This is a genomic window from Parabacteroides sp. FAFU027, from assembly GCF_022808675.1.
Taxonomy (GTDB): domain Bacteria; phylum Bacteroidota; class Bacteroidia; order Bacteroidales; family UBA7332; genus CAXXIC01.
In genome coordinates this window covers 111,898-126,276 of record NZ_JAKZKV010000001.1, presented here as the reverse complement: position 1 = coordinate 126,276, position 14,379 = coordinate 111,898, and the positions used below count along the sequence as shown (strand labels likewise).

The window sequence follows — 14,379 nt, the reverse complement described above, 5'->3', positions numbered from 1 at the left end:
GGCATTGAAATTAACAAAACATCCATGTACAACTTGCCATGCTGAATCCCAGCCTGTCTTTCTTGAAAGGAGTCACGATAACTTGATATTTCATGCTTTAATATAGGATAAGTTACTATGTCCCCTGTTTTTATCAGGTCTAAATAAACATCGCAGCTTCCTGTGCTACTTTTCGATTATACTCCAATGCTAGAGATTTGTAATTAACCAAATCAATAATAGTGCCGATCAGGCAGAGTCCTGCTGTGAAAAAATAGAGAATGCCCATACCCATTTGATTGGTGAGGAAGCGTTGGATACCTGAAAAGCCGACAAATCCAAGCAGTGTGGTCACCAGGATGATCATCGGATCACGTCGTCGACTGCGGTAAATTATTGCAAAGTTGCGGACTTGTTCGTCAGTTTTGTCTTTCAATAGTGCGTCAATGGTCATTGCCTCGTCCAGTTCAAGTTCGGGCATTTGTGATAAGAGTCGATTCATAATATTGATTTTAAAGTTGTGTTTTATTTGTCATTGGATGAAGACTTCCGAACTAAAAGCAATTTGTAGCTGCGGTGTATTAATATTACAACAGCCGGAAGTGCTAACGGGTGTGCGTGAAAGGATTCAATAAACCTTCCTCTGAACAACAATGCATTGCATTGTAATGTCCTAATCCACGGCCCGGGCATAAATCAATTCCCAAGTGCTTAAACAGGCAGAACGAGAAGTGTTCGCATTGATCTGGATCGGTCATGGTAAGCAGAGCAATGGCAATTAACCAGAACCATCCTTCCATTTTTCCACTAATGATATGTTTTCTCGCATTTTTCCACATATATAGGTTATTCAATTGTTACCAAATATAGGGTATGAGTTTGTATCTGGTTTTATCGCAATATTCTATATATCCCTTCAGCTCTTTTCTTAATGTGCTGTCCTCCAGTGAGGTTCTGATGATTAATAATGCAATTGAAGCACATGCCGTTATAATGCTCCAGATCGAGCCAAAGAGTAATGGAAATCCTCCAGATTGAATTATAGAACCCTGATAAGCAGGGTGTCTGACAACTTTGTATAATCCGTTCTCACAAACCTGATGTTCTCTATTTGTCTGAATTCTGACCGTACTGGAGAAGAACTTATTCTGTTTTTGAGCAATGAGAAACAAAAGCTGACCTGTGACAGTTAATAAAATCCCTAACAGATAAAGACTCCAGTGAAAATCAGGAGACCAGTGATATCGGCCTGAGTCAAGTCCTGCTACAACATACATTGAAAGGGTCGTGAGTAAAGACAATCCCAAAATGACTTTATCCCATTTCTTTGTTCCAACTCCAGGCTTGGTGCGTTCGTTAAGCAGCTCTGGGGTTATTCTCAAAGCTGTGTAATTTAAAACAAACATGATCAGGCCAATCGAAACATAAACCAACCCCTGCCAGTAATTTATCCTTCCGGCACTGACAAAAAGAAATGCAAAAAATAGACATGTGCCGATAAGGTGTTTGATCAAATAATTAGCCTTCATGATTATAAAGTGATAAGGTTTTGTTTTCCACTCGGAGATCAATTAGAAAGTCAATACAGTTTTGTTTTCACATGTCAAATTGTAAAGTTCCTGCATTGAAGAGAATTTGCAGACTTTAGGCTCGTTATTGTTCCGTTTTTGAAGACAGGTTCCGCAACCAAGAATTTTACCTCTAATGTCTAAAAAACGATCCACCTGTTCATTGATCTCCTTGCTTTTTTCTGTCAGTTTTTCGACTTCAACACCTTTGCCAAGTAAGAATATGGAAATGGTATCACCTTCGTTTTTCGCGAAATTGGCAAACCGCATGGCGTTCCATACCGTTTCTGTATCATTAGAATAAATAACGATTCCAATAGAGGTGGCATGTGTGTTAGTCTGGAATAGGCTTACTGTTGCAATTCTGGGGAAATAGCGAAATGCAGTTTACGCGATGGCTAATGCAAAGAACAGAGATTTCATATCGTTAGAATTAAAGGTTACGTCATCGATTGTAGTTTTGTCTATCAAGTATATTTTGTCGGTAATGTATCTTCTTACAAATCTACGAAAAATCATTTCAATATATTGCTGTTTTTTTACACTTTGATGTTCTGGTTAAAGAATTATTTGGAGGAAACGAGTAAATGCAACAGCATTACTGGCTGGGGGGAGAAGGGATAATTTTCTGAAAAATCCTTCATGACTTCCTGATGAACCCGGGATAAAACTAATCAATAGGGATGGGTTTTATCATCGGTATATCTCCGTCTGGTATGACAAATTATCTTTTCTTCTTTTTCTTTACAACTAAAGCTTTTCCGAATTGCCTACTTTTGTTGTCGAAATCAATTTTAGTAGTAATGGAGATCGGAATATTTGTCGTAGGACTTTTAGCCGGAGTGATGTCCGGACTGTTTGGAATTGGCGGAGGAATAGTGATGGTTCCGGCATTGATTGCTTTTTTCGGGATGGAAATGCTAAATGCCAATGCGACCTCTTTGGCGGCGATGTTACTTCCCGTGGGTGTATTGGGTGTGATAACTTATTATAAGGCAGGGTTAATCAACCTGAAAGAGTCGTTGTGGATAGCTTTGGGGCTATTTGCCGGTTCATTTGGTGGCGCAGAACTGGCTACCCGGGTTGATGTAAGTCTGCTGTCAAAGTTATATGCTCTTTTCCTTTTGTATGTGGCAGTTGGTTACCTTAACATTCCAGCCCTGATTTCGAAACTCAGAAAGAATGAAGTCAAACCGGCTGATGTATCCGGGGAACATGTTACCCGTGCGTTTTGGCTGTACATCGCAGTCGGACTTTTTGCCGGAGTTATCGCCGGTATGTTCGGTAAAGGTGGTGGCATCGTTATTGTTCCCATGTTGATTAAGTTTTTCCGTTACGATGCCAAAGCGGCTACTGCAACTTCATTGGCAGCTTTACAACTTCCGGTTGGATTGCCAAGCGTGTTGGTATATGCCCACGAGGGGTATTTCAATTTTATGTATGCGGGATTAATGGCATTGGGTATTGTAGGTGGTGTAGTTTTGGGGTCAAAACTGGCGCTGAATCTTCCCACAGCCGTGTTCAGAAAAGTATATGCTGTTTTCCTGCTTGGGGTTGCGACATATATGGTGTATAAATACATTTGATGCCGGATTGTGTAAATAGCTGATAAACAAAAGCCTAAGTGGAATGTCGCTATTTAAGGAAAAGGGTTTTGTTTATTTAACGGTTCAATTGTTAAAACACGGCGGGACATTTATATTTTTGCAATCGCATTTCGCGAAATGCCTGACAAAATCACACAAAAATACAGAGATATAAAACTTAAAATCATATAGAGATTATGAATCAATCCGTTGATATCAGAGCACTTAACGAAAAAATAGAAGCGAAAAGCTCGTTCGTTAACATGGTTACCATGGGTATGGACAATGTCATTGTCGGACAAAAACACTTAGTGGAGTCGTTGTTGATCGGTTTATTGTCAAACGGCCACGTTTTGCTGGAAGGGGTTCCCGGTTTGGCGAAAACGTTAGCGATTAAAACACTCGCCCAGTTGATTGACGCTAAATACAACCGCATCCAGTTTACTCCTGACCTCTTGCCTGCCGACGTAATCGGTACAATGATTTATAGTCAGAAATCTGAAGAGTTTCTGGTGAAAAAAGGGCCGATCTTTGCCAACTTCGTATTGGCGGATGAGATCAACCGTGCTCCGGCAAAAGTGCAGAGTGCTTTGCTTGAAGCGATGCAGGAGCGCCAGATTACCATCAGCGAGAAAACATTCAAACTTGACGATCCTTTCCTCGTATTAGCTACCCAAAACCCGATAGAGCAGGAGGGAACCTATCCGCTTCCTGAAGCTCAGGTGGACCGTTTCATGCTCAAAGTTGTGATCGGTTATCCTAAAAAAGAAGAAGAAAAACTCATTATCCGTCAGAATATTGGATTCACCCAACCAGAAGTTAAACCAATCCTCAAACCGCAGGAAATCATCGAAGCCCGCAACGTGGTTAAGGAGGTTTACATTGACGAAAAAATCGAACGCTACATTGTTGATATCGTGTTTGCCACCCGTTACCCTGAGGAGTACGGTCTTGGACCACTGAAAGATATGATTGCATTTGGTGGTTCGCCTCGTGCGTCTATTAACCTTGCCCTGGCTGCACGTGCTTACGCATTTATCAAACGCCGCGGTTATGTAATTCCGGAAGACGTCCGTGCTGTTTGTCATGATGTGCTCCGTCACCGTATCGGATTGAGCTATGAGGCTGAAGCAAATAATATGACTTCTGAAGAGATCATCAGCGAAATCCTGAACAAAGTAGAAGTGCCCTGATAATACCTCCCCAGCCTCTCTGAAGGAGGGGCTTGAAGAGTGTATTTCTATGTATTTGAAGAACGTTGTCTAATCTGATAATGAAGCTTACTCACCTCCTTTGGAGGGGCTGGGGGAGGTCTACTAATGGAAACAAGTGAAATTCTGAAAAAAGTACGCCGCATCGAGATCAAGACGCGCGGACTTACCAATAATATTTTCGCCGGAGAATATCATTCTGCTTTTAAGGGCAAGGGTATGGCATTCTCGGAAGTGCGTGAATATCAGTATGGTGATGACGTGCGTGACATTGACTGGAATGTGACGGCGCGATATAACCGGCCTTTTGTAAAGGTCTTTGAAGAAGAACGTGAGCTGACCGTGATGCTCATGATTGACGTTTCGGGCAGCCGGAACTTCGGAACCACCAATGTCATGAAAAAAGAGATGATGACTGAAATAGCAGCCACTATTGCATTTTCAGCCATTCAAAACAAAGACAAGATCGGCGTCATCTTCTTTTCCAATAAAATCGAGAAATTTATCCCGCCTAAAAAGGGCCGTAAACATATTCTTTTCATCATCCGCGAATTGCTCAGCTTCGAACCGGAGCAGACGCAGACTGACTTGTCGTTGGTGTTGCGTTATATGACCGGGGCGATCAAGAAACGTTGTACGGCATTCCTGATTTCCGATTTTATCGATAATTCTCCGTACAAAGATGCGCTTTCCATTGCCAATAATAAACATGATTTGATTGCCGTGCAGGTCTATGACAAGCGTGAAACTAACCTACCTGATGTTGGGCTGATGAAAATCAGCGATGCAGAGACAGGTTCAGAGCAATGGATTGATACCTCATCGGCGAAAACACGCAAGGCGTATAATGAATGGTGGAGCAACCGTCAGCGTCTGATGGAGGAGTCGATGAAGAAAACACGTGTCGATTACGTGACAGTGGCTACAGATGAGGACTATGTCAAGGCGCTTATGTCTCTCTTTATGCGCAGAGCTTAACGTAGAGCAATCTTATGCAATGACTTTTCGGAGTAAATAATTTGTATTTACCGTAGGCGCTTGTCTTGCGCTAATAACAGTATATCAAATGACTAAAAGAATTAAATATGGCTTGTTCGGCCTGTTGACGTTACCGGTTGCCCTATCGGCTCATACGACCGTACGGGCGTCCATCGATTCGGCTGCCATCATGATAGGCCAGCAGACGGTAATCCATCTCGATGTTTCGCAGGATAAAAATAAAAAGGTGCAATTCCCTTCTTTTTCGGAAGGGCTGATGCCCGGGATTGAGGTGTTATCGGCTTCTAAACCTGATACGGAAGAAGTTGATGACCGAATTATCCGTATCAAACAGGATCTGCTGGTGACCTCTTTTGATTCAGGTCTTTATTATATTCCGGCAATTAAATTTGTGGTCGGGAAAGATACTCTGAGAACCAATTCGCTGGGACTTAAAGTGGTGACACTGCCAGTGGATACGGTGAAAAAGGAGTTTAAAGACATCAAGGGTGTGATGAAGCCGGAATGGGTATTGGCTGATTACTATTTTATTGGATTGGCTATCCTGATCTTCTTGTTCTTTGTCGTATGGGGCATTTACGCTTACCTTCGTTACAAGAAGGACAAGCCTTTCCTGATTACCAAAGCTCCCGAACCCCAATTACCACCCCACATCAAAGCCGTTTCAGAGCTTGAAAATATCAAGAAAGAAAAACTTTGGCAGCAGGGGCGTGAGAAGGATTATTACACCCGCCTTACCGATGTGTTGCGTGTTTATCTGACTGACCGCTTTGGAATCAATGCTTTGGAAATGACTTCTGCAGAAATTCTTAACATCATCCGTTGCTTCCCGGAATCTCAGACTGTATATCAGAATCTGAAAAATATCCTGGAGTTGGCTGATATCGTGAAATTCGCGAAGTGGCATCCGGTACCTGATGAAAATGAACAGAGTATGATCAATGCTATTCTCTTCATCGACAGCACTAAGCCGGTTGAACTTTCTCCTGAAGAACTAGCTAAGTCAGTAAAACTGAAAAACAGTAAAGAGTCATGATTCGTTTTGCAGAACCATTATATTTTATCCTGCTGATCGTGCCTATCGCCATGATCGTATGGTACGTGCTGAAACATAAGAAAGCGCAGGCTTCGATGCAGGTTCCTACCGTACAGGCTTTTGACCGCCTTCCGGTAGGCCGTAAAGTAAGGCTGAGACATTTGCCTTTTATCTTCCGTGTCCTGGCCGTTGTGTTGATCATTCTTGTGCTGGCCCGTCCGCAATCCTCAAACAGTTGGAAAAATACTTCAACCGAAGGGATTGACATCATGATTGCGCTTGATATTTCAAGTAGTATGCTGGCAAAAGATTTCAAGCCCAATCGTATTGAGGCGGCTAAAGAGGTAGCTTCGTCTTTTATAAATGGACGTCCCTATGATAATATCGGATTGGTTATTTTCTCAGGTGAAAGCTTTACTCAATGTCCGCTGACTACAGACCATGCCGTTTTGCTCAATCTATTTCAGGGAATCCAGAGTGGAATGTTGGAAGATGGTACTGCTATCGGTTCCGGTCTGGCTAATGCCGTTACACGCTTAAAAGATAGCAAGGCAAAATCCAAAGTGATCATCTTGCTGACGGATGGTTCCAATAATATGGGGACTGTTGCTCCGCTGACAGCAGCCGGCATTGCAAAAACCTTTGGTATCCGCGTTTACACCATTGGGGTGGGGACGAAAGGTTTGGCGCCTTATCCGGTTCAGACTCCCTACGGCATTCGTTATCAGAATCTGCCGGTGGAGATTGACGAAACCGTATTGAAGCAAATCGCCGGAACTACGGATGGAAGTTATTTCCGTGCTACCAACAAAGAAAAGCTGAAAGAGATTTACAACGAAATCGACAAGCTCGAAAAGACAAAACTTAATGTTCGTCAGTACAGCAAGCGTTATGAGCATTACATGCCATTTGCGATTGCCGCTTTTTTGTGTCTTTTACTTGAATTGTTATTGAGAAATTTTGTGTTGCGAAAAATTCCGTGATGATAACCGGTGAAAATTCGCAGTATTAAATAAAAGTGCATTATGTTTAGATTTGGACAACCGGAATACCTCTTTTTATTGCTGATATTACCGGCAATATTCGGGTTCTATGTATATACTTTACTTTTAAAGAAAAGAGATCTCAAGCGCTACGGAAATCCGGAACTGCTGTCTCAATTGATGCCGGACGTTTCGAGACGCCGTCCGCCTTTGAAATTCTGGCTCTTACTGAGTGCCATTGCGATGGTGATTATTGTAATGGCTGGACCGCAGTTCGGTTCCAAGTTGGATACGGTGAAACGCAAAGGTATCGAAGTGATGATTTGTCTTGATCTTTCTAATTCGATGAATTCTAAAGACGTAGAGCCCAGCCGCCTTGAAAAATCGAAAATGATTCTTTCCAAACTGGTGGATGGTCTTGATAACGATAAAATCGGGATGATTGTCTTTGCCGGACAGGCATATGTTCAGTTGCCTATTACATCTGACTATGTATCTGCTAAAATGTTTTTCTCCAGTCTCAATACCCGTCAGGTGCCTACACAGGGTACAGCAATCGGAGAGGCGATAAATATGGCTGTCCGATCTTTTACACCGAAAGAAGATAGCGAGAAAGCTATCGTTGTAATCACTGACGGAGAAAACCACGAAGATGACGCGGTAGGTGCGGCTCAGATTGCTGCCAAAAAAGGAATTCACGTCAATGTGATTGGGGTAGGAAGCCTGACCGGTGCGCCGATCCCTGATGAAAGAGGTGATTTCCGAAAAGACCAATCTGGAAATGTTGTGATCACGAAACTGAATGAAGACATGTGCCGTCAGATTGCACAGGCGGGAAAAGGTGTCTATGACCGTGCTGATAACTCAAACCATGCTCAAAAAACCATTCAAAAAGAGTTGGCAAAACTCAAAAAAGCAGATATCGAAGGGAAGGTTTATTCGGAATACGATGAGCAGTTCCAGAGCATTGCCTGGCTGGCCTTGATACTGCTTATCATCGAATTTATTATTCTGGAAAGAAAGAATAAACTGACTAAAAACATTCGTTTATTCAAATGATGATCGTTTTCGTGATTCATCCCAACTGTTAATGAATTAATCAATAGCGCAATGAGAAAGATATTCATCATAATGTTTGCCTGTTTTTCGCTTACTGCATTTTCCCAGAAAGCGGTTCGCCAAAATATACGGTCGGGAAACAAACAGTATGAAAAAGAACGTTATAGCGAAGCCGACGTCTCTTACCGCAAGGCTTTGCAGCAAAATCCCAACTCGGTAGAGGCAAATTACAACCTGGCTAACACTATGTACCGCCAGAAAAAGTACAAAGAGGCTGCCCAGCAATATCAGGCTGCTATACGGACGGTCAAGGATCCAGAAAAGGGATACATGGCGTTTCATAACCTGGGAAACTGTCTGTCCCAGCAACAGGACTATGAAAAGGCAGTCGAAGCTTACAAACAGGCTTTGCGTTTTTATCCCAATGATCAGGAGACACGTTATAACCTAGCATTGGCCCAGGCATTGCTGAAAAAGCAACAGCAACAAAACAAGAACAACAAGAATAAAAACGATAAGAATAAGGATAAAGACAAAAAAGACCAGCAGAAACAGCAGCAGAAGCAGGATCAAAACAAGCAGGATCAAGATAAAAAAGATCAGGATAAAAAAGATCAGCAAAAGCAGCAGCCTAATCCAAACCAGATGTCCAAGGAAAATGCGCAGCAATTGCTTGATGCCTTCTTGCAGGATGAAAAAAATACCCAAGACAAGATGAAACAGCAGCAAGTGAAAGCCCAAAAGCAAAAATCAACATCCAAAGACTGGTAAAATCGAATAAATACACACTTATAACAATATATAGATGAGACGATTAAATATTCTGATTGCACTGTTCTTCGCCGTAGTATCGGTAGTGCATGCCGAGAATATTCAATTTACGGCAAAAGCTCCCGGCGCTGTAGCCAAGGGGGAACAGTTTCAGCTGGTCTACTCTGTTAACTCAGACAATGCCAGAGATATCCGTATGCCTTCAATTGGTAATTTTGATGTTATCTTTGGACCTTCCGCATCATCCTATTCCAGTACACAGTACATAAATGGTAAAATGTCGCGTGAGGTTGCAACCTCTTACACCTTCATCCTGATAGCTAAGAAAGAGGGAACTTTTACCATCCCGGCAGCAACCGTCACGGTCGGAGGAACTAAATATTCTTCCAATGCAGTGTCTGTCCGTGTATTGCCGGCGGACAAATCATCCGGTCAGCAAGCTGCGGCTCAGGGCGGAAGGGCTTCTACTTCAACTACAACAGAGTCAGGTGCTAAAATCTCCAATCAAAACTTTTTTGTTCGCTTAAATCTTTCTACCAAGAAGATTTACGAACAGCAATATATTCAGGCTACCTTTAAGGTTTATTCTCGTTATGATTTTGATTTCGAGAATGAAAAGTATCCTGAATTTGAAGGTTTTATGGTGGAGGATTATACTCCGAAAACTCGTCAGCTAACCCTTGAAACGGTCAATGGCCAAACCTATAGAGTTGGTGTGCTTCGCCAGTTGCTATTATTCCCACAACGTACCGGTACAATTAAAATCGGGGGCTGTAAGTTAAATGCAGTTGTCAGAATCCAGTCTCGAGCAGGAGGCGGTGGCCGTAGCATTTTTGACGATTTTTTCGAAACTTATCAGGATGTGCGTAAGGTTCTGACTACCGAACCGGTTACTGTTGAAGTATTACCCCTTCCAGCCAATAAACCGGCTACCTTCAACGGCGCTGTGGGTAATTTCAATATTACATCTTCGATAAACCGACAGCACCTGAAGGCTAACGAGTCGGTGACAGTAAAAGTGGTTATTTCCGGTAACGGAAATCTTAAGCTCCTGAAGAATCCGGAGATTAAATTCCCTGCGGACTTTGAAGTCTATGACCCTAAAGTAACTAACAATATCAAGACTACGGCAGCCGGAACAGTCGGAAGCAAAGTGATTGAATATCTTGCGATTCCGCGTTTCCAGGGTAAATATACAATTCCGAGGGTAACCTTTAGCTATTTTGATCCGAATAGCCGGACTTACAAAACACACCAGACACAGTCTTTTGACTTACAGGTTGATAAAGGTGTAAGTGGTTCTCAGAATATATCAGCGGACTACACGAGCAAAGAAAGTCTCAAATTATTAGGTCAGGATATCAGCTTTATAAAAACCGAGAAGTTTGTCCTGAGTAAAGAGAAGAACTATTTCTTTGGTTCTGCATTGTACTGGCTGTTGTACATTTTGCCTTTGCTTGCATTTATTGTTGTATTTGTTATTTTCCGGAAAAATGCACAGGAAAATGCCAATCTGGCATTTATGCGTACGAAAAAGGCAAATAAAGTGGCTGAAAAACGATTGAAACTTGCAGCTAAGTATTTGAAAGAAAATAAGAAGGATGATTTCTATGATGAGGTACTGAAAGCAAGCTGGGGATATTTAAGTGACAAGCTCAATATTCCTGTTTCGGCATTGAATAGAGACAATATTGAAAGCGAGTTGATAAAATACGGAGCAGCAGAAGAGGTTGTCAAGACTTTCCATGAGATACTGGATACCTGTGAATTTGCCCGTTACGCACCGGTACAAAGCTCGGGAGAGATGCATCAAACTTATGAAAAGACAGTAGATGTCATCGGCGCAATGGAGAAAATAATCAAAAAGTAATAGTCTCTCAATCCATTTATTTGTAAGAAAATGAAGAAGATATTGATTATATGTCTGGTTTTGATGGCTACTGTCAGCCTGAAAGCGGAAGATTTACAGAAAGAGGCTGCAAGCGCTTACATCAGAAAGAATTATCAGACTGCAGCTCAGCTTTATGAAAAACTTTTGAGTGAACAGGGTGAATCTGCCGAATTGTATTACAACCTGGGAAATGCTTATTATAAAGCGGATATGATTCCTTCGGCTCTGTTGAACTACGAACGGGCGCTCCTGCTTTCACCCGGAGATGACGACATTCGTCGCAATCTGGAAATTGCACGAATGAAAACAGTTGATAAAATAACTCCCATTGACCGTTTCCTGTTGGGCGAATGGGTGCGCTCTATTCAAATGCAGGCCGGATCAAACGGATGGGCTAAAACATCTGTCGCATTATTCCTACTGTTTATTGGCGCGTTGTCACTCTATTTCTTTGCCGGACGTGTCTGGTTGAAGAAAATCTCTTTCTTTGCTGGTATTGCAGTCTTTTTCATGTGTATTCTGACGAATTACTTTGCCTATGCACAAAAGAAACGGCTCACAGACCGGGATCAGGCCATTGTGTTTTCCCCTTCTGTGGTGGTGAAAAGTACCCCGGATAATTCAGGGACAGACCTTTTTGTTGTGCATCAGGGGACCAAAGTATCTTTGAAGGACAAGGTAGGGGACTGGACCCGCATTCAACTTGAAGATGGCAACAACGGGTGGGTCAAAGAAGATACCTTCAAGCAAATATAGAATTACATTCACGTTAAATACAGAAGCGCGTTATATCTTTGCAGTCCACCTTGCAGAAATAACGCGTTTCATTTTTCTAGCTATAACAACTTAACAATATGACTCAGATCAACGAACTTGACCATAATCTTACTTTTCTAATCAATAGCTGGCATGCTCCCTTTTGGGATAACTTCTTTTTCGATTATTCAAAAGTCTGGGTATGGTTCCCCTTATATATCTCATACATCTACATTTTTATCAGACAGGAAAAAAAACAAGCGTGGATGTTTATCGTGTCGATGATTCTTTGTTTCCTGATTGCAAACCATGTCTCTGCTGATATAATCAAGCCTTTGGTTGCCCGGTTCAGGCCTTCTCACGATCCACTTCTTCAAAATAGCCTTCACATTATTAATAATTACAGGGGTGGGAATTACGGCTTTGTCTCTTCTCACGCCGCAAATACTACCGGGCTTGCTATTTTGCTATCCTTGATCATCCGGAACCGCTTAAATACGATCATGTTGATTTGCTGGACGCTGTTAACCTCTTATTCACGGATTTATCTGGGGGTTCATTTCCTGGGGGACACCCTGGGGGGGATGGTTTTAGGTAGCATTGCTGCATTGATTGCATATTCTTTACTTAAGTACCTGTATAAACGTTATGGTCAAACGTCTGGTGATGTAATGCAAATACCTTCATTTTCAGAAAAGCACATATATGTCTCTGTTTGGGTCTATGTGGCTACTTGTGCGGTTATGTTGATAGTTAGTGTTTGATAACATGGTTGTAAAAAAGAGGATGTAAAGTTTGGAAATCAGATTTTTATGTCATAAATTTATAACGTGATTAAAACCTGATTTTATTAACCCACAAATCTAAAGAGATATGACTAAGACAATTTCTTTCAATGAGCTTCGTCGGATTAAAATGCAGTTGCCTCCGGGAAGCACTCAAAGAATCGCAGATGAACTTGGGATATGCGCTGACACAGTTCGCAACTATTTCGGAGGTGATCACTACAAAGAAGGCAACAGTGTCGGTATTCATATCGAACCAGGTCCTGACGGCGGTATAGTCGCTTTAGATGATACTACAATTCTGGAAAAAGCGCTCTCAATTCTGGGAGAAACGCTCGAACTACAGGAGGTAGAGTAATTAACCAATAAAAGAGCTTATTTCAACCCTGACGCTTACATAAAGTAACAGAGCGTCAGGGTTTTTTATATCTGGAATAGGAGGGATTTTCTAAACCATTAACAATCCTGGATTGTTTTAAATACAGATAACATTCCAACTCTTATCATTCCTGTATTTACAATAGAAATAGCCTCGAATTCAAATAACCCGAAAATTGAATTATTATGGAAGATAAATTGATCACTCTTGCTATTCATACCTACGAAAAGGCGCTGATACTAAAATCATTGCTCGAAAATGAAGGCATAGAAGTCTATATTCACAATGTAGGTCTTATAGAACCGATGGTAGCGGCAGGTGTACGCGTTCGCATCAAGGAATCGGATTTGCCTCGCGCACTGCGTATTGTAGAAATGGCTAAGCTTACTGATGAATCGGAAACGTGGCCTGTGTCAGATCCGGATCAGTTTGCCATTAACCGGATTCTGGCTCCGATTGATTTTTCACCCTATTCAGTCAAAGCAGCAGAGATTGCTGTAAAGCTGGCGGGACGTTTTAACGCTGAGGTTATGTTTATCCACTCTTACTACGTGCCGATTGCTTCCGGTGTTTTACCTATTGAAGTAACCTTTACCGGTGAATTATTTAGCGGAGAAACCCTCATGGCGGTGCAGGAAAAGGTGAATAAAGATATGGCGCATTTTCTGGACGATTTGAAACAGAAAATAGCCCGTCAGGAGCTACCCAGAGTAAAATATGATCATGTGATTCAGGAAGGGATCCCGGAAGAAGAGATCATCCGGTTTTCAAAGGAATACAAACCGGCAATTATAGTCATGGGAACTCGCGGCAAAACACCCAAAACGATAGATTACCTGGGTAGTGTTACAGCAGAGGTAATTGACAGAAGCAAAATTCCTGTTTTTGCCATTCCACAAAAAACAGAATTGTTGGATATGGATGCAATAAAAAATGTCGCCTTTATAGCCAATTTCAATCAGAAAGACCTGATTTCGTTTGATAAGCTGATGCGGTTGAAAGGTGATTTGCAATTTGAGGTGCATTTCCTGCACATATCGGATAAGATTGATGTGTGGGATGAAGTTTCACTGACCGGTATGCAGGATTATCTGCAAAAGATGTATCCTAACCTGAAAGCCACTTATGGCATAATCAACGGCAGTGATGTGTTCAATAGTATGGAAGAGTATATCCGCAAGTTTGATATTGATATGATGGCCATTACGGCGCATAAACGTAATATTTTTGCTTCGCTGTTTTATCCGAGTATGGCTAATCAGGTTCTGTTTCATACTGATACACCAGTTTTGGTACTGAAATGACAAATAGATGTGAGATATATTGAAAATGTGATATTTTGTAGCCCGGCATCGTGTTTTGGATCGCGATGCCGG

At 41.8% G+C, this 14,379-nt stretch carries 15 protein-coding genes; 12 read left to right on the top strand and 3 right to left on the bottom strand.

Going from position 1 to position 14,379, the window contains the following annotated elements:
* Positions 1–139: 139 nt before the first annotated feature.
* The 3 genes from MLE17_RS00520 to MLE17_RS00510 all read right to left on the bottom strand — a co-directional run bounded on the left by MLE17_RS00520 (position 140) and on the right by MLE17_RS00510 (position 1,853).
* Positions 140–481, bottom strand: a complete 342-nt coding sequence (locus tag MLE17_RS00520) for a TM2 domain-containing protein (protein ID WP_243345441.1) — start codon at positions 479–481, stop codon at positions 140–142.
* A gap of 355 nt (positions 482–836) precedes the next feature.
* Positions 837–1,361: a methyltransferase family protein gene (locus MLE17_RS00515; RefSeq protein WP_243345440.1), complete on the bottom strand. Its 525-nt coding sequence runs from the start codon at positions 1,359–1,361 to the stop codon at positions 837–839.
* 189 nt (positions 1,362–1,550) lie between these two features.
* Positions 1,551–1,853 carry a DsrE family protein gene (locus tag MLE17_RS00510; RefSeq protein ID WP_317236620.1) on the bottom strand — a complete coding sequence of 101 codons (303 nt, stop codon included), beginning with the start codon at positions 1,851–1,853 and terminating at the stop codon, positions 1,551–1,553.
* 497 nt (positions 1,854–2,350) lie between these two features.
* On the opposite strand from MLE17_RS00510, the gene MLE17_RS00505 reads away from it, so the two are divergent.
* The 12 genes from MLE17_RS00505 (at position 2,351) to MLE17_RS00450 (ending at position 14,307) form a co-directional block, all read left to right on the top strand.
* Positions 2,351–3,133 carry a sulfite exporter TauE/SafE family protein gene (locus MLE17_RS00505; protein WP_243345438.1) on the top strand — a complete coding sequence of 261 codons (783 nt, stop codon included), beginning with the start codon at positions 2,351–2,353 and terminating at the stop codon, positions 3,131–3,133.
* 197 nt (positions 3,134–3,330) lie between these two features.
* Positions 3,331–4,326: an AAA family ATPase gene (locus MLE17_RS00500; protein ID WP_243345437.1), complete on the top strand. Its 996-nt coding sequence runs from the start codon at positions 3,331–3,333 to the stop codon at positions 4,324–4,326.
* 126 nt (positions 4,327–4,452) lie between these two features.
* Positions 4,453–5,322 (top strand): DUF58 domain-containing protein, encoded by an 870-nt coding sequence (locus MLE17_RS00495; protein WP_243345436.1) that lies wholly within the window; start codon positions 4,453–4,455, stop codon positions 5,320–5,322.
* Positions 5,323–5,410: 88 nt separating this feature from the next.
* A complete protein-coding gene (locus MLE17_RS00490) occupies positions 5,411–6,379 on the top strand; it encodes a hypothetical protein (RefSeq protein ID WP_243345435.1) in 969 nt (322 codons plus the stop codon).
* Positions 6,379–7,362, top strand: a complete 984-nt coding sequence (locus MLE17_RS00485; protein WP_410795593.1) for a vWA domain-containing protein — start codon at positions 6,379–6,381, stop codon at positions 7,360–7,362. Before MLE17_RS00490 ends, MLE17_RS00485 begins: the two co-directional genes overlap by 1 nt.
* Before the next feature lie 42 nt (positions 7,363–7,404).
* Complete coding sequence (locus MLE17_RS00480) at positions 7,405–8,421, top strand: vWA domain-containing protein (RefSeq protein ID WP_243345433.1); 1,017 nt, start codon at positions 7,405–7,407, stop codon at positions 8,419–8,421.
* A gap of 51 nt (positions 8,422–8,472) precedes the next feature.
* Entirely contained in the window at positions 8,473–9,192 is a 720-nt protein-coding gene (locus MLE17_RS00475; RefSeq protein ID WP_243345432.1) for a tetratricopeptide repeat protein, read from the top strand.
* A gap of 34 nt (positions 9,193–9,226) precedes the next feature.
* Entirely contained in the window at positions 9,227–11,062 is a 1,836-nt protein-coding gene (locus MLE17_RS00470) for a BatD family protein (RefSeq protein WP_243345431.1), read from the top strand.
* A gap of 30 nt (positions 11,063–11,092) precedes the next feature.
* Complete coding sequence (locus tag MLE17_RS00465; protein WP_243345430.1) at positions 11,093–11,839, top strand: tetratricopeptide repeat protein; 747 nt, start codon at positions 11,093–11,095, stop codon at positions 11,837–11,839.
* A 98-nt stretch (positions 11,840–11,937) separates the two neighbouring features.
* Positions 11,938–12,603 (top strand): phosphatase PAP2 family protein, encoded by a 666-nt coding sequence (locus MLE17_RS00460; RefSeq protein WP_243345429.1) that lies wholly within the window; start codon positions 11,938–11,940, stop codon positions 12,601–12,603.
* A gap of 109 nt (positions 12,604–12,712) precedes the next feature.
* Complete coding sequence (locus MLE17_RS00455; protein ID WP_243345428.1) at positions 12,713–12,982, top strand: DNA-binding protein; 270 nt, start codon at positions 12,713–12,715, stop codon at positions 12,980–12,982.
* 206 nt (positions 12,983–13,188) lie between these two features.
* Positions 13,189–14,307, top strand: coding sequence for a universal stress protein (locus MLE17_RS00450; RefSeq protein WP_243345427.1), 1,119 nt, complete (start codon positions 13,189–13,191; stop codon positions 14,305–14,307).
* The last annotated feature ends 72 nt before the right edge of the window (positions 14,308–14,379 follow it).

Excerpts from the sequence above, each read along its gene's own strand:
- MLE17_RS00520 (WP_243345441.1), bottom strand. The coding sequence starts at position 481 with ATGAATCGACTCTTATCACAAATGCCCGAACTTGAACTGGACGAGGCA.
- MLE17_RS00505 (WP_243345438.1), top strand. The coding sequence starts at position 2,351 with ATGGAGATCGGAATATTTGTCGTAGGACTTTTAGCCGGAGTGATGTCC.
- MLE17_RS00500 (WP_243345437.1), top strand. The coding sequence starts at position 3,331 with ATGAATCAATCCGTTGATATCAGAGCACTTAACGAAAAAATAGAAGCG.
- MLE17_RS00495 (WP_243345436.1), top strand. The coding sequence starts at position 4,453 with ATGGAAACAAGTGAAATTCTGAAAAAAGTACGCCGCATCGAGATCAAG.
- MLE17_RS00490 (WP_243345435.1), top strand. The coding sequence starts at position 5,411 with ATGACTAAAAGAATTAAATATGGCTTGTTCGGCCTGTTGACGTTACCG.
- MLE17_RS00480 (WP_243345433.1), top strand. The coding sequence starts at position 7,405 with ATGTTTAGATTTGGACAACCGGAATACCTCTTTTTATTGCTGATATTA.
- MLE17_RS00475 (WP_243345432.1), top strand. The coding sequence starts at position 8,473 with ATGAGAAAGATATTCATCATAATGTTTGCCTGTTTTTCGCTTACTGCA.
- MLE17_RS00470 (WP_243345431.1), top strand. The coding sequence starts at position 9,227 with ATGAGACGATTAAATATTCTGATTGCACTGTTCTTCGCCGTAGTATCG.
- MLE17_RS00465 (WP_243345430.1), top strand. The coding sequence starts at position 11,093 with ATGAAGAAGATATTGATTATATGTCTGGTTTTGATGGCTACTGTCAGC.
- MLE17_RS00460 (WP_243345429.1), top strand. The coding sequence starts at position 11,938 with ATGACTCAGATCAACGAACTTGACCATAATCTTACTTTTCTAATCAAT.
- MLE17_RS00455 (WP_243345428.1), top strand. The coding sequence starts at position 12,713 with ATGACTAAGACAATTTCTTTCAATGAGCTTCGTCGGATTAAAATGCAG.
- MLE17_RS00450 (WP_243345427.1), top strand. The coding sequence starts at position 13,189 with ATGGAAGATAAATTGATCACTCTTGCTATTCATACCTACGAAAAGGCG.